This window comes from Moorena sp. SIO3A2 (genome assembly GCF_010672265.1).
GTDB lineage: Bacteria > Cyanobacteriota > Cyanobacteriia > Cyanobacteriales > Coleofasciculaceae > Moorena > Moorena producens.
Genome location: NZ_JAAHHC010000001.1, coordinates 352,313 through 373,549 on the forward strand (window position 1 = coordinate 352,313; position 21,237 = coordinate 373,549).

Here is a 21,237-nt window from a genome sequence, read left to right on the forward strand (position 1 = left end):
GTCTTCATTTAAATTTCATGGTTATGACAGCAGGGAACCAGCGAACCAGGGGAGCAGGGGAGAGGGTTTGAGTTTTTTTTTCCTAACTGAATAATATCCAATTTAAATGCCCAACAGCTGAAAACAAAATCTAGGATTGGAAAAGGGCTACGCCCAACAGCGTTCGCCCTATAGACTTCCCGAGAATTATCTTCTAGAAAGCACCTCGCTTTCAAAATCTTCTCGTGTAGAAAATATTTCAAAAACTCTGTCCATGCTGGTCAGTTCAAATAACATTTTGATTTGCTCATTAACTGAGCAGATAGACATGGTGCTCCCAGCAGCACGAACAGTTTTAAGAGCAAGTACCAACGCTCCCAAACCAGAACTATCCATAAAAGTAACATCTTGAAAATCAATCAAAATAATATCTCCTCCAGCTTGCACCAGCTGATTAACCTCTTCACGAAAACTGGCAGCTTTTGTACCATCTAGAATGCCGGAGGGTTGAACTACTTTAAGAGTACTACTCATATACCAAGTTAAGCTAGTTACAAACATATACTGACTTTGCTAGTATAGCCGTGACAATTCATTTCAGCCAGACTTTGTTTGCAGAATAGGTATTGAGCTGACCCACGCCCTACCCTACTACTACAGCACTAATCGCTTCTTTCAGGATTAGCCTCACCGATAAAGAGCATAGTAAACTTGAATTTGGGATGAATTTGGGGGCTAATAACGGGGGCTAATAACGGGGGCTAATAACGAAAAGCAAGATTTGAACCCATCTACCCTTAGTGCTATCCGTGGTGTCCGCTCGGGTCTTCACGGTTCCATCCCCTAAGCCCACTCCCCCAAGAACTCCCAATATACACTAGAATTCCCTTGACAGAGCCCCAAACTATCCTGAAACCATGTCCAATTCAAATCCCATTCCAGTAGTTGTAAACGGTGCCGCCGGAAAAATGGGTCGAGAGGTGATTAAGGCTGTATCTGTTGCCCAAGACATAACCCTAATCGGTGCCATTGATACCAATCCTAAGTATCTAGGTCAAGACGCCGGAGAAGTTGCCGGGTGCGAACCAGTTGAAATTCCCATTCTCAATGACCTGCAAGCCAATCTAGTTCTGGCTACCCAAGAAAAAACCCAAGGGGTGATGGTAGACTTTACCCACCCTGACAGCATATACGACAACATCCGAACTGCGATCGCATACGGTGTCCGGCCTGTAGTTGGCACCACTGGTCTGAGTCCCGACCAAATCAAAGACCTCTCGGAATTTGCTGAAAAAGCCAGCACTGGCTGCCTAATTATCCCCAACTTCTCCATTGGTATGGCATTACTGCAACAAGCAGCTGTGCAAGCCTCCCAATACTTTGACCACGTAGAAATCATCGAACTCCATCACAACCAAAAAGCCGACGCTCCCAGCGGTACTGCCATTCAAACCGCCCAACGCATGGCTGGAGCAGGTAAAACCTATAATCCGGCAATGGTAGAAGAAACCGAAAAACTAAAAGGTGCGAGGGGAAGCATTGCAGAAGACAACATTCGGATTCATAGCGTGCGTTTACCTGGCTTAATTGCTCACCAAGAAGTCATCTTCGGTGCCCCTGGTCAAATCTACACCCTACGTCACGACACCAGCGACCGTTCCTGCTATATGCCAGGAGTACTGCTCGCGATTCGCAAAGTTACCCAGCTCAAGGGTCTACTATATGGGTTAGAGAAAATTTTGTGACCAGTTATTGGTTATTGGTTATTGGTCATTAGTCATTAGTCATTAGTCATTCGTGATTTGTCAAAATTGAGATCAATCACAACAAATCTAAAAACTAAATACTAAATACTAAGTAACTAAAGACTAAGGACTAAGAACTAAGTACAAAACCCATGCTAATTCCCATCACTCGCGAGAAGTTTGAACAAATCGTTCCCGTCCTAGCTACAGGACTCCAGTATCGCTACTACTGGGGTAAGTTTCGAGATTTTTTAAGGCGACTGTTAATTTCTCTAATCGCAGTCGTTGTGATTTTAATTTTAGCTTTGATTCTTGGTTCAGGTTTTGCTCCCTTCCGCGTGTTATTCGAGATCACTGCAGGGCTTTACTGGTTGTGGGGTCCTGTATATTGGGCAAGTATGCGGAACCTGAAGCTGCGCCGATATGCCTATAGCGGATTCTGGCAGGGTCGAATCGAGGATGTATTTGTGACGGAGGAGTTGATTGGTACAGAAGAACAAGTCAATCAGCAGGGTGAGTTGGTAATTGTGGAACACCGGGAGAGACGGTTAAATCTAGAAGTGGAAGATGAAACTGGATTTATGAGTCAGCTGCAAGTTCCCCTACAACGCCTCCACAAAAATATTTCACCTGGACAAATTGCTCAGATGTTGGTCATGTCCAATCAGCCTGACTTAGGCAAGATTGCCCAGACCAGTGATATTTATATTCCTAGCTTAGACATTTGGGTAAATGACTATCCTTACCTGCAACGAGATGTCTTTGTCCAAGTTAGTCGTAAATTGAGGGATGAAGAGCGCTCTTATTCGAGACAACGTCCCCGTAGTTCTAGGCGTCGAAGGTCTTATTAAGGATTAACGGTGTGCGGCTCGTTCGTGCCTAGGATCCTCTAGTTTCTAGAGGGGTAGTGGGATTCGTTGGCTAGAAACCATACCCTACACCCCACACCTAGTAAGGCTAACAAGGCTGCTTATCACCCCGTCAGATAAATGCTATTTGACATCTCCCCCGGTTAAAATACGGGGGATTCTACAGCGATGCAGCGCGGTCTTGGGGGTTTCCCCCATGAGCGACTGCATCAAGAAAGGTTGTTACGAGGCGGGTTAAAACCGCGCCTCTTCACTTCTTGTTCGGTCTAAACCGATATGAGAGTGTCAAACTCCCCTACCCACCTTGGTCAGAATTTAATCTAACTGTGTGGTTACTTTTCGCCATCAATTGCCTAGCCATTTTAAGTTATACCTCTTTTTTTGACGGTTTCCATCTTTTGGGTTTTTCACCATTTTTTTTGAGAGGTTAGTGGACAGTAGGCAAAAGTATCACAAAGCTTGGCCATTGCCTCAAGTAATTTGCGCTTACTTTAACTATGTTCTTAGTGCCACGATCTTGTGTCAATTAAATAAATTTCCCGAAAACCAAGGGTTTTGTAGTGACATTGGATCTGGTTTACGCACTTTCATGGCGCACGAGGAATATTTCTTCGTGAAGCGCGGAGATACCCCCTGGCGCTCGTAATCAGCTGGCATTGGCGGGCTAAGGTCTACCTTGGTAGATTTTGGTAGCTAAAAAGTATCGGCTATCGTCGTCAAGGTAAAACGCTTTACTGGTATACGACTTATTATAACTTATTCGCGCGCAGACACTGCGGGGTTTACCCCGTCGTGTCTGTTTAATCCTCCCTTTAGAAAAGGGAGGCTCTCACATTCCCGGATGTTTTGGTAGACTTGGGTTCAGAACCAGACACCACAGGAGCGCTAGAATTCAAATCCAACTCTGGATGGTCTTCTGCGACTTGCTGCAAATTCCACTGATTCTTAAACAATAGCACTGGACGTCCCCAATTATCTTTGACTGTCACGGTATTAAACAAACGCCCAGCCTTTTCCAAGGCTTCCCAGCCACCGGCTACCCAACGAGCCACACTATAGGGCAACATATCCAACCTGGTCTCTACGCCATACTCATTTCTGAGGCGAAACTGCACTACTTCAAATTGCAACTGTCCCACTGCTGCCAGAATTGGGTCCCGCTTCGACTCATCAACGGAATACATAATTTGCACAGCCCCTTCTTCCCGCAACTCCTTCACCCCTTTCTGGAACTGCTTAAACTTAGAGGGATTAGGATTCTTCAAATAAGCAAACAACTCTGGGGAAAAGCAAGGAATCCCTTCATACTCCAACTTCTTACCGTTGTAAATCGTATCCCCAATAGCAAACACCCCTGGATTATTCAAACCAATCACATCCCCGGCATAGGCAACATCAATGGATTCTCGGTCTTGAGCAAACAGCTTTTGGGGTCTTGACAAACGGACGGTTTTACCAGTGCGAGCATGGCTGACAGTCATATCCTTTTCAAACTTACCCGTACACACCCGCACAAAGGCCACCCTATCCCGGTGCTTGGGGTCCATATTCGCTTGCAGCTTGAACACAAACCCACTAAAGTCTGGATAAGTGGGAGGAATCTCGCCCACTGTGGATTTCCGACTTTCTGGTTTCATGGCATAGTCTAAAAAAGCATCCAGAAACAGCTGCACCCCAAAATTAGTCATGGCACTGCCAAAGAACACAGGGGTCATTTGACCAGAATGAATCAGCTCTAAATCCAGCTCTGGACCAACACCATCGATAATTTCCAACTCTTCCTTTAGTTGATAATATAAGTCTTGTTCTAGCAGCTGTTCAATCTGGGGGTCTCCCAAATTAACTACCGTATTCTTCGCCTCCCGGGAGCCGTGAGCGGTGCGTTCAAACAAGTGGATTTGTTGTTCTCGACGGTCAAAAACTCCTTTAAAACGATCGCCCATGCCAATCGGCCAGTTGACCCCATAGGTTTGTAACCCTAGTTCCTGCTCAATCTCATCGAGGAGTTCTAGGGGTTCTCGTGCGGGACGGTCAAGCTTATTGACAAAGGTAAATATAGGAAGCGATCGCATTTTGCACACTTCAAACAATTTGCGGGTTTGGGGCTCTAGACCCTTTGCCGCATCAATCAGCATCACCGCATTATCAGCTGCTGCCAGAGTGCGATAGGTATCCTCACTGAAATCTTGGTGTCCGGGTGTGTCGAGTAAATTAATCTGACAGTCCTCATAGGCAAACTGCAACACCGTCGAGGTAATCGAAATTCCCCGTTGTTGCTCCATTTCCATCCAGTCCGAGGTGGCCTTGCGCTGAGCTCGCCGTGCCTTCACTGCTCCGGCTTCATGAATTGCTCCACCATAGAGTAACAATTTTTCTGTCAATGTGGTTTTACCCGCGTCCGGGTGGGAAATAATCGCAAAGTTACGGCGGTGTTCAACAGCGTTGAGCAATTCTGCTTCAAGTTCAGTGGACATCCAAAAAGACTAGATAGGGGACTTTCGCTTAATTCTGACATAATTTTCTATATATTATAGCGTTTCTGATAGTAATGACCTACACAGGTTTGTTTCCCTATTCCCTACTTCCTACCTGAGAGGGGTATATTTTTTACTTCATGGTCAAACCTGAGACTTTACCTCAGGATATAAACCTGAAAACAACGAATAAATGATGATTTTTAACGACTAATAGGTATATTTCTCTATGCCCCACACTCCCGACTGGGTCAACCCACACTCACGTCTGTCTTAAAGACCGACCCAGCAAGCCAATTTACCTATTCCTGTTTTTCCATTTCCTTTTCCCTACTTCTGCTATAAGTATAGTCATTAATAACTCATCAATGTCGTGATATCATCCCTAATTTGGGACGGAATTTACGACCTATAGGATAGGCTTATAAACGCTACAATACTGGTAAATTAAAAATCAATATATTATCGAAATAAAGGAGCGATAATATGGTGTATGACCAGAGAAATAACATTGAGTATGACCCCGACAAGCGCAAGCTGTTATCAGCATTATGTCACGGAGCAATTTTCATTAGTGCCTCATTTGTATCCGTGTTAATTCCGCTAGCTATCTTGGTAATATCCGATGATAAAGTAGTCCAAGAGAATGCTAAAGAGTCCCTTAATTTTCACTTTAATGTATGGTTATACGGGATAATTTTTGGGGCTTTGACTTTTATCCTAATTGGTTGGCTTTTCCTGCCTCTGTTATTTCTGTTCAGTTGGGTACTACCGATTATGGCAATTCTCAAGATTCTTGGGGATCCCAATGTATCCTACCGCTACCCATTTATTTTCCGTGTGATTTAAACTAGCGCTATGGTTTGTGGGAATCCTGTTGGGGTGACTGGCTATGGGGTGAGCGGGTGTGGGGTGTGGGAAAACTGAAGAAAATCCTGGGATCGAGGGGTGAAATGTAACGAAATGCAAAGTATAATTAAAACAACACCCCTAAGCGAAAAATTTACAGTATTACCATCACATGCGAGTTGCGATCGCTGGAGCCGGACTAGCAGGGCTTTCCTGTGCTAAATATCTAATAGACGCTGGTCACACCCCGATTGTCCTAGAACGTCGAAATGTTTTAGGCGGTAAAGTGGCAGCCTGGAAAGATCAAGATGGAGACTGGTATGAAACTGGTCTCCATATATTTTTTGGTGCCTATCCCAATATGCTGCAGCTAATTAAAGAACTGGGTATTGAAGACCGGTTGCAGTGGAAAGAGCACACCATGATCTTTAATCAGCCAAATCAACCTGGAACTTACTCCCGGTTTGACTTCCCAGATATACCAGCTCCGGTCAATGGGATTGTGGCAATTCTGCGCAATAACGACATGCTTACCTGGCCCGAGAAGATTCGCTTTGGGATAGGGTTGATTCCGGCAATGCTTCAAGGGCAAAAGTATGTGGAAGCAATGGACAAATACTCCTTCTCCGAATGGCTGAAAAAACAGAACGTACCACCGCGAGTAGAGAAGGAAGTCTTCATCGCCATGTCTAAGGCACTAAACTTTATTGGGCCTGATGAAATTTCGTCTACTATAATTTTGACTGCTCTTAACCGCTTCCTACAGGAAAAGAACGGTTCCAAGATGGCATTCTTGGATGGTTCTCCCACCGAGCGACTATGTCAACCAATAGTTGATTATATCACACAGCGGGATGGAGAAGTACGTTTGAATGCCCCAGTTAAAGAATTTTTACTCAATTCAGACAACACTGTCAGTGGGTTCTTGATCCGGGGATTGAATGGAGCGCCCGATCAAGTTCTCACAGCGGATGCTTATGTATCAGCTATGCCGGTAGACCCTTTAAAGCTGATGATCCCCAAACCTTGGGGTGAAATGGAATTTTTCAAACAGCTGGATGGGCTAGAGGGGGTACCGGTAATTAACCTGCAGATGTGGTTTGACCGCAAGCTGACGGATATTGACCATCTGTTATTTTCCCGATCACCCCTGCTTAGTGTCTATGCTGACATGAGCAATACCTGCAAAGAGTACGCTAATCCCGACCGCTCAATGTTGGAATTGGTCTTAGCGCCTGCTAAAGATTGGATTGGCAAATCCGATCTCGAAATTGTTAATGCCACCCTAGCAGAACTGGAGAAACTGTTTCCCAAGCATTTTGGTACTGATAACTCAGCTCAACTGCTAAAATACCACGTGGTTAAGACTCCCCGTTCGGTATACAAAGCAACACCAGGACGCCAGAACCACCGTCCGTCCCAAGAAACACCCATTGCCAATTTCTTCCTAAGCGGGGATTACACCATGCAACGTTACCTAGCAAGTATGGAAGGAGCCGTACTTTCTGGTAAGCTGACATCGCAGGCAATAAATAACAACAGCACTAGGCTTTCACAAACCAGCGCTCAACCACTAGCCGGCAATCAGAAACCAGAGATTGACACCCCGTTAGTCTCTTCACCCATGCCAAGGGCGAGTACTGAGGGCTGAAGGATGAAAGTTGAAAGCTTCCAATCTCCAACGTTGCTAAGAATGCTCCAACTGCCCAAATCTCAGCCCATGAGAAACCTGGCCTCCCGGTCAAAATCCTACGAATTATGCCGCCAGATTACTGCGAAGTACTCTAAGACGTTTTATCTTGGCACCTTACTAATGCCAGAAGCCAAACGTCGAGCCATCTGGGCAATATACGTCTGGTGCAGACGAACTGATGAACTAGTTGATGGTCCCCAGGCGGCTTTAACCACCCCTGAAACCCTAGAACACTGGGAAGAACATCTGCAATCTATTTTTGCGGGACATCCCATCGATGACTATGATGTGGCTTTGGTCGATACCCTAGAACGGTTTCCCATAGATATTCAACCCTTTCGGGATATGATTGCCGGTCAGCAGATGGATCTCTACCGTAGTCGCTATGAAACCTTTGATGAACTGAATCTTTACTGTTATCGGGTGGCGGGTACGGTGGGGTTAATGTCTAGTGCTGTACTGGGGGTTGACAACTCCACTAGTAAAGCACCCTGGGATCAGCAAACAAACTCCTATAATCCGGTGGGAGAAGCGATCGCATTAGGAATTGCCAATCAGCTAACTAACATCCTCCGAGATATTGGAGAGGATGCTAGACGAGGTCGTATTTACATACCCTTAGAAGATATGGAACGGTTTAATTACACTGAGGATGATTTGTTCAAAGGTGTGGTTGATGACCGTTGGCAGGAACTGATGCGTTTCCAAATTCAACGGGCAAGGGATTACTATACCAAAGCAGAAAGAGGTATTAGAGCCCTAAGCCGTGACGCCCGTTGGCCGGTTTGGTCTGCATTGATGCTCTATCAGAAAATTCTCAATGTGATTGAACACAACCATTACGATGTATTTAGCCAAAGAGCCTATGTCCCCAAACTCCGTAAGATGTTATCCTTGCCGATAGCCTGGCTGAGGGCACAAGTTCTATAGCATGCGTCATGGCAAATCCTTCATGGCCAATCTGTCAAGAAATCCCCATCTTACATATCGATGGGTTTTTTTTACCCTTGACCAAGGGCAGCACAAGGCTGGGATACAAAAGTAAGCATTCAGCTATCAGTGGTCAGCTGTCAGCTAATCAACGGCAGCTAGTAAACAAGGTTATGGGCTGGTACCGCTGGTTTAAAATTCCTGCTCGTTTTGCTAATCTGACCCCGTGCAGTGAAAGGGCCTGCTAGTTGATAGTTTATAGCACCGATTGCGCTACGCGCATTAGCTGATAGCTGACGGCTGAATGCTTACATACAAAAGGAAAATACCTATCAATTATATTTAATTGTGGTACAAATGGTTGGGATTGGAAAAGCAGAAGGGGAAAGAAACAACCTCAAAGGGAAAGGGGGAAAGGAATATATGTATTACCCTTTAACCTTTCCCCACACTCTTTCTATTTACAGCAGACATTTATCGCGATTTATAATTAGCGCGGGTGGCAAAGCGCTATAAGTCTCTTTACAACGGATCTCCTTCAGTCATGGAAGCGCTACATATAGGCTATATATAATTTCTGAATGAACTATCGTGGAACTTCCCTTGGGTTGGATGACATAAGCTCAAAGCTGAAGGCTGACGATGGATAACGGTATCGATACGTCGTATAATCAGCAAGTCCAACCACTTTTGTCATATAGTAAGGAGATGTTAATGTTTGAACTGGATGTTGTTTATTTGGAATCCGAATACGCCCACAAGAGTCCTCAGGAAATCCTGAAACTGGCTCTTGACAAATTTGACAACATCGCTATCTCTTTCAGTGGTGCCGAGGATGTGGTTCTTGTGGATATGGCATCCAAGATTAAGCCAGATGTGAAAGTGTTCTCCCTCGACACGGGTCGCTTGCACTGCGAGACTTACCAACTACTTGAGAAAGTCAGACAGCACTATGGAATTCCACTGGAGGTGATTTTACCGGAAGCGGATGCAGTGGAAGCACTGGTTAAACAAAAGGGGTTGTTCAGTTTCTACCAGGATGGTCACAAAGAGTGCTGTGGTATTCGCAAAGTGGCTCCCTTGCGTCGCCAACTGGCTAAGCTGGATGCTTGGATTACCGGTCAGCGCAAGGATCAGAGTCCTAGTACTCGTGCTAATATCCCTGTTGTCCAGGTAGACCAGGCGTTCTCGACCCAAGAACGAACCCTGATTAAATTTAACCCCCTAGCTAACTGGAGTTCTGAACAGGTGTGGAAATATATCCGCACTAATGATGTGCCTTACAATCAATTGCACGCTAAAGGTTTCGTTAGCATTGGCTGCGAACCCTGTACCCGCCCAACTCTCCCCAATCAGCATGAACGGGAAGGTCGCTGGTGGTGGGAAGGGCAGAAAGAAAAAGAGTGTGGCTTACACAACACTACAGAGCAGGTAATGAACAACAAGGAACACCAAACAGTAAGGGTTTGAGCAACCCTCACGGAAATTAACAGACTAGGTAAAGAATTTCTGTCTAGGTACTTAATCGTTGCGGCACAATCAATAAGTTGCGTTTGAAATCCTAATTTTTAGGTAGGAGTGGGGAGTGGGTTGTGATAATTTCTTAATTACGCTTTTGAAAAACAATTCAGTATTGAATACTACAGAATGAAAATCACGTTAGTAAAAAAAATCAACAAGGACGGTAATTTCTGTCGCAAGTGCGTCAATGTGGTAGAAAAACTTGAAAAAAAAGGACTGATGGATCGAATAGACCAAATTGTGGTTGCTGATGAGCGTAAGCAATCTAGCGAGGGACTAGATCTAGCTGTAAAGCACGGGGTAGAAGCAGCCCCTTTCTTCATTGTTGATCATGATGACGGTTCCACCCAAGTCTATAGCACTTATGTTCGTTTCTTCAAAGAAATCTTGAATCAGAAGACTTCTGAAAGGGAGGAGGTATCGGAGATCATGGATCGATACCCTGAACTAGATTTCATCTAAAAAACTGATTGCTGTAATCGTAACACTGGGGTGATCAGGTGATGTTAGCGTAGCTCGACGAAGTCCGGTGATGGAAATATATCGGTTCTCGATTGGTTCTCGGTTAATTCCCAAAGCGCGATGCTATAGTCGCAGCTCGCTGACCATTGCAAAAAAGACCATGTAAGCAAACAACCAGGAGATGATGATGAAAAAAGTTGTAGTTTTAGGCGGTGACGGATTTTGTGGTTGGCCCACAGCTCTTCATCTATCTGATAGTGGTCATGACATTGTAATTGTTGATAACTTGTCACGACGCAACATTGATAATGAGTTGGAAGTGACTTCTTTAACTCCTTACCAGCCGATGTCCACTCGTCTGAAGACATGGCTTGAGGTTTCTGGCAAACAAATCCAGTTCTATAACTTCAATGTAGCGAAAGACTATGATCGCTTACTGAATCTATTCCTAACCTATCAACCGGATGTGGTGATTCATTTTGCCGAACAGCGGGCTGCACCTTATTCGATGAAGTCATCTAGCCATAAGCGTTACACGGTAGATAATAACTTGAATGCGACCAATAATCTGCTAGCTGCGATTGTGGAGTCGGGTTTGGATATACATGTGGTTCATTTAGGAACCATGGGAGTCTATGGTTATGGTACTGCTGGGATGAAGATTCCGGAAGGGTATTTAGATATCCAGGTGACTACGGATGAGGGGAAAATGGTACAGCAGCAAATCTTGTACCCAGCCAATCCGGGCAGTATCTATCACATGACCAAAACTCAGGACCAGCTGTTTTTCTATTACTACAACAAGAATGATGGGGTCCGCATCACTGACCTGCATCAGGGGATTGTTTGGGGAACTCAGACCAAGCAGACAAAGCTGGATGAACGGCTAATTAATCGCTTTGATTACGATGGAGACTATGGCACAGTCCTAAATCGGTTCCTGATGCAGTCAGCGATTGGTCATCCGTTGACGGTACATGGAACAGGGGGTCAAACCAGGGCATTTATCCATATTCAAGATACGGTGCGGTGTATAGAGTTAGCGATCGCAAATCCTCCGGCTTCTGGGGACAGGGTGAAAATCTTGAATCAGATGACCGAAACCCATCGGGTCCGGGATTTGGCACAGATTGTGTCTGATATCACTGGGGCGGAAATTGCCTATCTAGAGAACCCGAGAAACGAATCAGCGGAAAATGAACTGGCTGTGGAGAATAAATGCTTCTTGGAAATGGGTCTGAAACCAACCACCTTGGTTAAGGGTCTGATGCAAGAGGTTATCGAGATTGCCTCTAAATATGTCGATCGTTGCGATCGCTCGAAGATTATCTGTACATCACTGTGGCGGCAGAAGGGCAATGGGGTGAGTATGGCTGACGAAACTCCTGCTCAAACCACATCCGACAAAACGGCGGTGGGTGTAGGTGCCAGTTAAGAATTAGGTAGCGCGTAAGTGGGAGCACATCTTACCTTGAGCGGTCAGCTTTTTATGGTCAGTCTGGTTCTGTTGGCCTTGTAACTAATAGCTGATGACAAGGACAGCATGGGCGTAGCACCATTACTGACTGCTCAACGTATCTGAAACTCTGGCAATTTTAATAAGTTCATCAGTAGTCAAAGGTGTTGCTACCCTAAAACTAGTTGATCCCATTCTCTGTTATGTATCAAACTGACCCCCCTCGTCCGGCCAAGGAAACCCTACCGACGATGTATGATCTCCCTAGTGAAGATCCAGAGGAACCAGGTTTGCCAGACGAGTTTCACGATTTTCAACCTCAGCTATTACGGGAGACTTTCTGCCCACCGAGTTACCCAAGGGATCAGATCTTTGTGGGGACTGACTTGAATCTGTACTATGATGTTCGTCATCCTCAATGGTACAAGCGACCGGATTGGTTTGGAGTAGTTGGGGTGTCTCGGTTTTATGAACAGCGAGACTTACGGTTGAGTTATGTGATGTGGCAGGAAGGGGTCAGTCCATTTATCGTAGTGGAGTTGCTCTCTCCAACTACGGAATCAGAAGATTTAGGGCAAACCCTACGGGAGATTGATCAACCGCCAAGTAAGTGGGAGGTTTATGAACGTATCCTTCGTATTCCTTATTATGTGGTGTTTAGCCGATACACCAATGAGTTAAGAATTTTTGAGTTGAAAGGCTTCAACTATCAACAGGTAAGATTGGAAAACGAAAGATTTTGGCTGCCAGAATTAGGGCTGGGTCTAGGAGTATGGTCTGGGTCATACCAAGAGGTGAATGGTCGATGGTTACGCTGGTATGATGAATTGGGGAACTGGATTCCCACAGGCTCTGAACAGGCTCAACAGGCTCAGGATCAGTTGCAGCAGACTAAGCAACAGTTGCAGCAAGCTCAGCAACAAAAGGAGTTGGTTCAGCAGCAGTTGCAGGAGGCTGAACAAGAAGCTCAACTCGAACGCCAGGAAAAGGAATTGGCTCAACAGCAGGCAGCGAGATTAGCAGAACGTCTGCGACAGCTGGGGATTGACCCAGGAGAGGTGTAAAAGGTGCCGTTGGCAGCAGAATAGAAAAGCCGATGCTCGGTACGATCCGCTACTTGAGGTGCATATAGCAATAGCCGTCTCATACCAAATCCTGTTCCCAAACCCCCCTTATCTGCATAGCCATAGATTCGTGGCATACAAAGATTTGGTCGATTTTTATAAAAGGGTTTTGACAAACGGATTTGATATAAGTCCACTTATACGCTTAGTTCAGTTCTGGAGTATTTAGTTTAAATATTCTAATTATACGTCCAGCGTTGTTTTTTGTCCATTTGCTCTCGCAACGCCCTATAGCGACGTAAGGAGTTTAGCGGTGGGAGGATGTCAATCATGGTTTACCACTGCCTCACTAATATTGTTTGTTAGAAAGCTAGCTTTTTTTTTATATAATGATTATAATTGTCATAAAGTATCTATTCGAGATTGTCTGCTGGTGAACAAAACTAACGATCGTTTTGAAGTTGTAATTGTGGGGGCTGGGGCTGCTGGAATTGGCTGTGGAGTAGTCTTAAAAGATTTAGGAATTGAAAACTTTGTCATTGTAGAACGACATCAAGTAGGGGCTTCTTTTAGGCGTTGGGCTGAAGAAATGCGATTCATTACGCCGTCGTTTCCCAGTCATGGTTTTGGATTGCTGGATCTCAACGCAGTAGTTTTAAATACTTCTCCTGCCCTCAGTTTCAGAAAGGAACATCTTTCGGGGAAAGAATACGCTCTATATCTAGAGACTGTAGCAGAGCATTTTCAACTACCTATAAAAACCGAGACAAATGTGAAAACTATGGCAGCTTTACCTCAAGGCAAAGGCTTTGTCTTGGAAACTTCTAAAGGCGAGTTGCGTTCACGCAGTGCCTCAGCTTCGCTGAGATCGCAGTTTGTGATTTGGGCAGCAGGAGAGTTTCAATATCCCAATCTTAATCCTTTTCCAGGGGCGGAATTATGTATACATAATTCCCAAATACGTTCTTGGACAGAGCTTAAGGGGAAAGAATTTGTAGTTGTGGGAGGCTATGAAAGCGGTGTAGATGCAGCGTCAAATTTGGCAGAATTAGGGAAAAAAGTAAAGTTAATCGATCGCCAGAGTAGCTGGTCAAACTTAGACTCAGATCCTAGTGTTTCTCTGTCTCCTTATAGTCTAAAACGTTTAGAAATAGCTTATTCTATGGGTCGGGTCGAACTAATTGGAGAACAGCACATTGAAGCAGTCAAAGCAGTAAAAAAAGGATATGTGGTGGAGAGCGAGTACGAACAGTGGTTTAGTTCTACACCGCCAATTCTCTGTACGGGGTTTGATAGCAGTTTAAAACAAATCGCACCTCTATTTGACTGGTCAAATGGCTATGCAGCCCTGACTCAAGAAGATGAGTCTACCCTAACTCCAGGATTATTTGTCGTCGGTCCTTCGGTGCGTCACGGCGATATAATTTTTTGCTTTATTTACAAATTTCGGCAGCGATTTGCTGTAGTCGGTAATGCGATCGCTCAACGTCTGGGAATCGATCCAACTCCATTGGAAGCCTATCGCCGAGAAGGTTTGTTCTTAGATGACCTTTCTTGCTGTAATAACGATTGTGTTTGTTAAAAAGTCAGCGGTGGTTATTGGTAAAGAGAGTACGGGCAAGTCCCAACTAATTGCGGCTCTTACAGGACAGACTCCCTATAGTGCCAATTTTCGCGGTTCTACAGTGACTTGTGACACTTATCAATCTGAAGCCTATACCTTTATCGATACCCCTGGAATTCTCTATCGTTCCGATAGTGTAACTACTAAGAAAGCTTTAAGACAGCTACAAGAAAATGACACCGTGCTATTGGTAGTCAAGGCAACCGACGTAGATCGAGATTTAGCAGATCTACTACCTTTAGTAGCAGATAAAAGGGGCATTGTGGTGATTACTTTCTGGGATAAGGTATTCTCGACGGTTCATAACGGACATCTCACGGGTCTGGGGCAACCCCAGACCCCGTGTCCTCCTCAACAAGTGATTAGGGAATGGACGGAAACTTCTAACCTGAGCATTGTCACTGTAGATGCCCGCCACATTACTACAGAACAAAAAGACCATATTTTGGCTTCTCTGCAAGAACCTAATCCTTTTCCCGCCCAATGGATTCCTACAAGGGCTGGCTGGTATATAGAACCCCACCCAACACTGTTAGAACATCCTCGACTGGGCAGTTTATTGGCGATCGCTTTATTACTTATTCCTGCCATTATTGCTGTCTGGGGTGCTAACTCCTTTGCGACTTTAGCAGATCCTATAGTCCAAAGTGCGATCGCTCCTGTTATTAAACCTTTATCCCAACTCCCAATCTGGTTAAGAGAAATACTGATAGGTCAGTATGGACTGATAACTATGAGTCCGTTGCTGTTTATTTGGGCGATGCCCACAGTAATTCTCTATGCCCTATTCTTGGGCGCATATAAAGCTAGTGGGTTAATAGAACGAATTACCATTGCTCTCAATCCTTTACTCCGTCCGTTTGGGTTATCGGGACGGGATTTAGTACGAGTAATTATGGGTATGGGGTGTAATGTTCCTGCGGTGATTAGTACCCGTGCCTGTTCTAGTTGTTCTAGGGGAACTTGTATTTCCGCGATCGCTTTTGGTTCGGCTTGTTCTTATCAGTTTGGCGCAACTTTAGGGGTGTTTAGTGCTGCTAAGTTACCTTACTTGATAATTCCTTACCTGCTGTATCTAACCGCAACCACCTTGATATATACCTACATCATTTCTTCCCCTACAGCTAAATCGAATCAGAATCCCCTAGTAATCGAAGGAAGAGCATTTTTAGAATTTCCTCATTCGTCAGTAATTTGGCGCGAAGCTAAGTCAACTATTAATCAATTTTTGTTCAATGCAATTCCCATATTTTTAGTTATTACCGTTATTGCTTCTGTGTTGAATTGGTTAGGAACAATCGCAGTTTTAGCCAATATTATTAACCCTTTGATGGGATGGTTTAATTTACCCCCTGAAGCCTCATTGCCTATTGTTTTAGCTTCTATTCGCAAAGATGGACTGCTATTATTTGCCGAACCAGAAACCTTGGCTATGTTAACTCCATTGCAGGTTTTGACTGGGGTGTATCTAGCAGGAGTATTGCTACCTTGTTTAGTTACTCTGTTAACTATTACGCGAGAACAGTCTCTTCGATTTGCCTTATTGCTGTTAAGTAGACAGGCGATCGCTGCGATATTTTTTTCTCTATTACTTGCTTGGGGAGGATTATTAATCAAGTAATAATTAATACTAAATCCTGTCCCATACCCCCCTTATTCAAACAGCTATAGATTCATCGAATAATAAGGATTTGGTTTATTTTTTGTAAAGGGGGTATGGCAAGCGGATTTGGTATTAGTCATTGGCCTGATATCAAGTTCGCTATTCCCTTAACTATCAATTATTATCTGAAGTATTGTTTATTTGAACATTCCTGTGACTAGTACCATTGTGGCTAGTACCATTGTGGCTAGTACCATTGTGACTATTACCATAGGATTGTCTAGCCATCCACTTAGTCAATTCCTGAGATAGCTGAGTTAGGGACTCAATTAATTGGTGTGAAACGTCTACAGGAAAATTACCAGAACGGACGTGCAAATCTAGCTTAGGAAAGGGACTATCAACATGGTAATGACGTAGTATTTCTTCAATCAGAAAGTAAAGCTCACTTTTGATTTGGAACTGCTTGGGAGGGTCTTCAATCCAAACCAACAACTCAAACTTGAGGGCATTTTCTCCAAATCCAGTAAAAAATACATTAGGGGCTGGTTGATCTAAGATTTCTGGATGTTGAGAAGCTGCCTCAATCAGAGCACTACGTACTTTAATTGGATCTGAACCATAGGCGACCCCTACGGGTAATTTTAACCGGGATACTGGATTATTGTGAGTCCAGTTGACCACTTCAGCTTCAAGAAAGCGAGAATTGGGGATAATGATTGAGACTTGATCCAACGTCAGGATTTCTGTACTCCGAATACCGATATTTTCTACTGTTCCCATCAGTTCCCCAACATTCACAAAGTCCCCTACTTGGATCGGACGCTCAAAAATGAGTACCAAACCGCTGACACATTCTTTAGCAATTCCCTGGATTCCCAAGCCAATGCCCACACCCAAGACTCCGACAAATACAGCTAGAGAACTAAAGTCGATTCCCCACAACTGCAATAGGACAATAACACCGATAAAGAGTATGGCATAATGGATAATCAGGGCAATAGTCTCCTGCGCAGGGCGGCTGAGATTGGTGAGGCGAAGAATCCGCGATCGCAAAACTTTTTTTACTACCTTGGCTAGGAGTATCAGAGCAGCCTAGTGTTAACTGTACTTTAGTGTTAAGTTTCTAGCCAAGGTAGCATTACTTAAGACAGTTAATTGGTAGTTGGTAATTAGTAATTGGTAATTAGTAATTGGCTGACTATTTTCGTAAGCAGTCAGCCGTCAGCCGTCAGCCGTCAGCTTTTAGCTCACGCTGGGCGAACAGCCGTCAGCCGTCAGCTTATTTTATTCAAAAGTACCTCAAGTAGCGTGACCAATGGCCAATGGCTGATAGCTGATATAGCAGAAGTCATTTGTCAGAAGTCATTTGTCAGAAGTCAAACTCTTGCGCTTCTTGATGCAGTCGCTCATGGGGGAAACCCCCAAGACCGTAATGGTGCGCTTTCCGTTGGCGAATTAAATTCGCCACGGGTCGCACCTCTGCATCGCTTACAAAGGGTGTGAGACTAATGTCGATGTCCTAACTGCCCTGGCGACTGCTATAGCTGATTACTAATTGCTGATAGCTGATTACTAATTGCTGATAGCTAATTGCTGATAGCTAATTGCTGATCCCTCAAAGTATAGTTATCATACTATCCGTTGAAAGAAAGAGCATTTGAGGCGTCTGGTTCAGAAGCTGGCGAGATAGTAGCAGCATTTTGTTCCGCCTCCAGTTTCGGCTTCAAGTACAAATTTTCTAGTACCAGAGCTGCACCAGCTACCCAAGGGGGAACAATCAAAGCACCAAGAATCCCCAAAACCTTTGCACCACCTAGCACTGCCAACAACTGATATAAGGGGTGAACTCTCACAGAAGACCCCACCAGTAGGGGATCAAGAATATAGGTTTCCAGATTCTGAATAATCACAAATAGTAGCAATACCCACAAGAAAGTCCATCCCCCTTGAGCAATTGCCACAATCAATGCTGGAATTGCTCCCAAGACCGGACCAAAAAAGGGAATCAAATTGGTCACCCCAGCAATCACACCCAAACCCAAGGCAAACTCTGACAGTCCCAAAAATTTTAAACCAACAGTAATCGCCATCCCTAAAATTCCTGAAACCACCACTCGCCCCTGGATGTAACCCCCCATCCGTTGGCTGACTGGCTTGACCTGGGCTGCCAATTTTTCATCCCAGGGTTTGGGAAACAAACTTACCCCCCCTTTAATCAACTGTTCAGAGCCAGCTAACATATAACCAGACAGCAGTGTTGCCAGAATTACGGTAAACACTCCAGCAAAAAGACTCCGTGTCAATCCATAAGACTGCACTAGCAACTGCTGAGAGGAACGAATTACCCAAGAGGTAACGGTCCCAGCATCAAACATTTTACTCAGAGCTAGTTCAGTCATCCCTAGGCGAATCGCTAAAGCATCTAACAAAGAGGTTAAAACCTCCAAATACGTTGGCAGTTTCCGAAATAAACGCTGAATTTGCTCAGCTACTGTTGGTCCAATCACTAAGCCGATCCCTGTCAAACCAGCGATTAAGCCTAAATAAACCAGAATAACCGCTAGCCAGCGGGGAATCCTTAACTTTTCAGCACTATCAATAATTGGTGCTAGAGTAGATGCGAGCACTACTGCAATCATCAGTACTACTAGCAAAGCTCTAAGTTGCCACAGCAGGACTATTGTCAAGCCAGTAGCAACAATCAGCAGTAAGTTAGCTAAGGAGATTTTAAGGCGTAGCATAGACTTCCATTTGCATGTTGAGTGCCTGCAAATAGTCTACAGAGAAAACACCTGAATTAGTTGACGGTTGACGGTACGGTCTTCAACCTACCCTTTTGAATTAAGAATGTAGAATGTAGAATGTAGAATTTGAAATTTGGGCGTTGCTGAATAATGGAATGATTTTAAGAGTGTTTAGGTGCGCGCCTCCTAGGCCGGGGAACCCGGCCTTGGGTCGCACCTGTGGAATGGGCATCAGCCGTGGAACTGGCATCTTGCCAGTTTCATGCTTATTTTCGTGCGGGCAGGATGCCCACTCTACTCCTATTCAGCGCGAAGATTTAGCAACGCTAGAATTGGGAATTCTACATTCTTAATTCTACATTCTACATTCTCAAAGACACCCTACCCTATACCGAACGCCAAAGGCAAACAACCCCATAACCTTGGCCTATTGGCCACGCTTCGCGAACAACCTTCAACCTTCAACCTTCAACCTTCAACTTTTAACTTTCAACTTTCAACTTTCAACCTTGATCAATCCAACTCCTCTTCTCCCACATCATGAAGGGCTGGGGGAGCATCACCGGGTGTTCGCAACATTTCCACCATCTCCTGAATTTCTGCTGGAGGTGGGGGTGTCAGGCGAGAAACCACTACAGTCACAATGAAATTAAGCACCATCCCTACGGTACCAATCCCCTCAGGGGAAATACCGAAAAACCAGGGTGTCATACTATAGAACTTCACCCCAATGATGTAAACGGTGGTAAAAACTAACCCTACCACCATGCCAGCAATTGCCCCTTCTCGGTTGGTTCGCTTATCAAATACCCCTAGCAGAATGACTGGGAAAAAGCTGGCAGCGGCTAAACCAAAGGCAAAGGCTACCACTTGGGCTACAAATCCAGGGGGATTGATACCAAAGTAACCGGCAATGGCAATGGCAGCAATTACCATAATTCGACCCACCATCAATCGTTGGGACTCCGACGCCCTAGGATTAATGATGCGGTAGTAGACATCGTGGGCGATTGAGCTAGAAATCACTAGCAGTAAGCCCGATGCAGTGGATAGAGCGGCGGCTAGTCCTCCTGCTGCTACTAAGGCAATCACCCAGGGAGCAAGTTTGGCTACCTCTGGTGTGGAGAGTACAATGATATCTCGGTCAATCTTAATTTCATTGGTCTCTTTGTCCGGTTTCAGCTCAATCTTGCCATTGCCGTTTTTATCGTCAAACGCCAATAAACCAGTATTTTCCCATTTGGTTGCCCAGTCTAGCTGACGCACTTCCTCAATGGTATGGTCATGGAGGCTATCAATCAGGTTATAGCGGGCAAAGGCAGCAACGGCGGGAGCTGTGGTGTAGAGTATGGCAATGAATAATAGCGCCCAGCCAGCGGAATAACGAGCAGCTCTAGCATTGCGTACGGTGTAAAAGCGTACAATCACATGGGGAAGTCCAGCAGTACCGACCATCAAGGCAATGGTGATAAATAAGACATCCAGCATGGACTTGTTGGCAAAGGGTTTAGTGTATTCCTGGAAACCTAGATCTACCTGAATTTGATTGAGTTTCGGGATAATGTCACTGAAGGTGAATCCTAGCTGGGGAATCGGGTTGTCGGTCAGTAGAGTTGCGATCGCAATCGCTGGAATCAGGTAAGCCACAATCAACACGCCATACTGGGCCACTTGAGTCCAGGTAATTCCTTTCATCCCCCCCAGCACGGCAAAAAATGCCACAATTACCATGCCAATCACTACACCCTGACCGATATCCACTTGCAGAAAGCGGCTAAATACAATACCTACCCCTCGCATCTGTCCTGCGACATAGGTTAAGGAAACAAAAATAGCAGCAACTACTGCTACCAACCGAGCAATATTTGAGTAATAGCGGTCTCCCACAAAGTCCGGTACTGTGTATTTTCCAAACTTCCGCAGGTAAGGGGCTAACAATAGCGCTAGTAGGACATATCCTCCTGTCCAGCCCATCAGGTAAATTGAGCCATCATATCCTAAAAAAGATATTAGCCCTGCCATAGAAATAAAGGAAGCAGCAGACATCCAATCCGCCGCTGTAGCAGCACCATTAGCAACAGCGGGAACACCTTGATCTGCTACAAAAAACCCTTTACTATCGCGCACCCGAGAGCGCCAACCAATGTAAAGGTAGAGAATAAACGAAATAATGACCAATACACTGGTCCAAACTTCAACTGTCATAGATATTTCTTTGTCT

General features: G+C 44.8%; 17 protein-coding genes. 12 read left to right on the forward strand and 5 right to left on the reverse strand.

The genetic code is table 11. From position 1 onward, the window contains the following. Positions 1-186: 186 nt before the first annotated feature. On the reverse strand, positions 187-513 hold the full coding sequence (locus F6K64_RS01550) for an STAS domain-containing protein (RefSeq protein WP_044493677.1): 327 nt from the start codon (positions 511-513) through the stop codon (positions 187-189). Between the two features lie 383 nt (positions 514-896). Here F6K64_RS01550 and dapB point away from each other — a divergent pair, with 383 nt between their 5' ends. Together dapB and F6K64_RS01560 are read left to right on the forward strand one after the other, a co-directional pair. Beyond that, complete coding sequence (gene dapB / locus F6K64_RS01555; RefSeq protein ID WP_008185885.1) at positions 897-1,724, forward strand: 4-hydroxy-tetrahydrodipicolinate reductase; 828 nt, start codon at positions 897-899, stop codon at positions 1,722-1,724. 152 nt (positions 1,725-1,876) lie between these two features. Continuing rightward, complete coding sequence (locus F6K64_RS01560) at positions 1,877-2,575, forward strand: DUF8619 family protein (protein WP_008185887.1); 699 nt, start codon at positions 1,877-1,879, stop codon at positions 2,573-2,575. Between the two features lie 830 nt (positions 2,576-3,405). Here the strand turns inward: F6K64_RS01560 and prfC are convergent. Next, on the reverse strand, positions 3,406-5,067 hold the full coding sequence (prfC, locus tag F6K64_RS01565) for a peptide chain release factor 3 (RefSeq protein WP_008185889.1): 1,662 nt from the start codon (positions 5,065-5,067) through the stop codon (positions 3,406-3,408). 486 nt (positions 5,068-5,553) lie between these two features. On the opposite strand from prfC, the gene F6K64_RS01570 reads away from it, so the two are divergent. The 9 genes from F6K64_RS01570 (at position 5,554) to F6K64_RS01610 (ending at position 16,287) form a co-directional block, all read left to right on the forward strand. Next, positions 5,554-5,916: a DUF4870 domain-containing protein gene (locus tag F6K64_RS01570; RefSeq protein ID WP_008185891.1), complete on the forward strand. Its 363-nt coding sequence runs from the start codon at positions 5,554-5,556 to the stop codon at positions 5,914-5,916. 172 nt (positions 5,917-6,088) lie between these two features. After that, positions 6,089-7,567 (forward strand): 15-cis-phytoene desaturase, encoded by a 1,479-nt coding sequence (pds, locus tag F6K64_RS01575; RefSeq protein ID WP_008185893.1) that lies wholly within the window; start codon positions 6,089-6,091, stop codon positions 7,565-7,567. A gap of 42 nt (positions 7,568-7,609) precedes the next feature. After that, on the forward strand, positions 7,610-8,539 hold the full coding sequence (gene crtB, locus F6K64_RS01580) for a 15-cis-phytoene synthase CrtB (RefSeq protein WP_044493683.1): 930 nt from the start codon (positions 7,610-7,612) through the stop codon (positions 8,537-8,539). A gap of 714 nt (positions 8,540-9,253) precedes the next feature. Next, positions 9,254-10,009, forward strand: a complete 756-nt coding sequence (locus tag F6K64_RS01585; RefSeq protein WP_008185900.1) for a phosphoadenylyl-sulfate reductase — start codon at positions 9,254-9,256, stop codon at positions 10,007-10,009. A 270-nt stretch (positions 10,010-10,279) separates the two neighbouring features. Further along, on the forward strand, positions 10,280-10,522 hold the full coding sequence (locus tag F6K64_RS01590; protein ID WP_229414561.1) for a hypothetical protein: 243 nt from the start codon (positions 10,280-10,282) through the stop codon (positions 10,520-10,522). 187 nt (positions 10,523-10,709) lie between these two features. Next, positions 10,710-11,957: an NAD-dependent epimerase/dehydratase family protein gene (locus F6K64_RS01595; protein ID WP_008185904.1), complete on the forward strand. Its 1,248-nt coding sequence runs from the start codon at positions 10,710-10,712 to the stop codon at positions 11,955-11,957. A 224-nt stretch (positions 11,958-12,181) separates the two neighbouring features. Beyond that, positions 12,182-13,042 carry a Uma2 family endonuclease gene (locus F6K64_RS01600; RefSeq protein ID WP_287248099.1) on the forward strand — a complete coding sequence of 287 codons (861 nt, stop codon included), beginning with the start codon at positions 12,182-12,184 and terminating at the stop codon, positions 13,040-13,042. 433 nt (positions 13,043-13,475) lie between these two features. Next, positions 13,476-14,624, forward strand: coding sequence for an NAD(P)/FAD-dependent oxidoreductase (locus F6K64_RS01605; RefSeq protein ID WP_044493687.1), 1,149 nt, complete (start codon positions 13,476-13,478; stop codon positions 14,622-14,624). After that, a complete protein-coding gene (locus F6K64_RS01610) occupies positions 14,587-16,287 on the forward strand; it encodes a nucleoside recognition domain-containing protein (protein ID WP_008185910.1) in 1,701 nt (566 codons plus the stop codon). The genes F6K64_RS01605 and F6K64_RS01610 overlap by 38 nt, the downstream gene beginning before the upstream one ends. A gap of 156 nt (positions 16,288-16,443) precedes the next feature. Here F6K64_RS01610 and F6K64_RS01615 read toward each other — a convergent pair whose 3' ends face one another. Further along, positions 16,444-17,325 carry a mechanosensitive ion channel family protein gene (locus tag F6K64_RS01615; RefSeq protein WP_008185912.1) on the reverse strand — a complete coding sequence of 294 codons (882 nt, stop codon included), beginning with the start codon at positions 17,323-17,325 and terminating at the stop codon, positions 16,444-16,446. A 581-nt stretch (positions 17,326-17,906) separates the two neighbouring features. After that, complete coding sequence (locus tag F6K64_RS01620; protein WP_008185917.1) at positions 17,907-19,013, reverse strand: AI-2E family transporter; 1,107 nt, start codon at positions 19,011-19,013, stop codon at positions 17,907-17,909. A gap of 265 nt (positions 19,014-19,278) precedes the next feature. On the opposite strand from F6K64_RS01620, the gene F6K64_RS01625 reads away from it, so the two are divergent. Next, on the forward strand, positions 19,279-19,560 hold the full coding sequence (locus F6K64_RS01625; protein ID WP_287251113.1) for a hypothetical protein: 282 nt from the start codon (positions 19,279-19,281) through the stop codon (positions 19,558-19,560). Here the strand turns inward: F6K64_RS01625 and F6K64_RS01630 are convergent. Next, positions 19,530-21,221: a sodium:solute symporter family protein gene (locus tag F6K64_RS01630; protein ID WP_008185918.1), complete on the reverse strand. Its 1,692-nt coding sequence runs from the start codon at positions 21,219-21,221 to the stop codon at positions 19,530-19,532. The two genes, F6K64_RS01625 and F6K64_RS01630, sit on opposite strands and share 31 nt — an antisense overlap. Positions 21,222-21,237 lie beyond the last annotated feature (16 nt).

Coding starts and splice junctions, on each gene's coding strand:
- F6K64_RS01550 (WP_044493677.1), bottom strand. CDS start 513: ATGAGTAGTACTCTTAAAGTAGTTCAACCCTCCGGCATTCTAGATGGT.
- dapB (WP_008185885.1), top strand. CDS start 897: ATGTCCAATTCAAATCCCATTCCAGTAGTTGTAAACGGTGCCGCCGGA.
- F6K64_RS01560 (WP_008185887.1), top strand. CDS start 1,877: ATGCTAATTCCCATCACTCGCGAGAAGTTTGAACAAATCGTTCCCGTC.
- prfC (WP_008185889.1), bottom strand. CDS start 5,067: ATGTCCACTGAACTTGAAGCAGAATTGCTCAACGCTGTTGAACACCGC.
- F6K64_RS01570 (WP_008185891.1), top strand. CDS start 5,554: ATGGTGTATGACCAGAGAAATAACATTGAGTATGACCCCGACAAGCGC.
- pds (WP_008185893.1), top strand. CDS start 6,089: ATGCGAGTTGCGATCGCTGGAGCCGGACTAGCAGGGCTTTCCTGTGCT.
- crtB (WP_044493683.1), top strand. CDS start 7,610: ATGCTCCAACTGCCCAAATCTCAGCCCATGAGAAACCTGGCCTCCCGG.
- F6K64_RS01585 (WP_008185900.1), top strand. CDS start 9,254: ATGTTTGAACTGGATGTTGTTTATTTGGAATCCGAATACGCCCACAAG.
- F6K64_RS01590 (WP_229414561.1), top strand. CDS start 10,280: ATGGATCGAATAGACCAAATTGTGGTTGCTGATGAGCGTAAGCAATCT.
- F6K64_RS01595 (WP_008185904.1), top strand. CDS start 10,710: ATGAAAAAAGTTGTAGTTTTAGGCGGTGACGGATTTTGTGGTTGGCCC.
- F6K64_RS01600 (WP_287248099.1), top strand. CDS start 12,182: ATGTATCAAACTGACCCCCCTCGTCCGGCCAAGGAAACCCTACCGACG.
- F6K64_RS01610 (WP_008185910.1), top strand. CDS start 14,587: ATGACCTTTCTTGCTGTAATAACGATTGTGTTTGTTAAAAAGTCAGCG.
- F6K64_RS01620 (WP_008185917.1), bottom strand. CDS start 19,013: ATGCTACGCCTTAAAATCTCCTTAGCTAACTTACTGCTGATTGTTGCT.
- F6K64_RS01625 (WP_287251113.1), top strand. CDS start 19,279: ATGCTTATTTTCGTGCGGGCAGGATGCCCACTCTACTCCTATTCAGCG.
- F6K64_RS01630 (WP_008185918.1), bottom strand. CDS start 21,221: ATGACAGTTGAAGTTTGGACCAGTGTATTGGTCATTATTTCGTTTATT.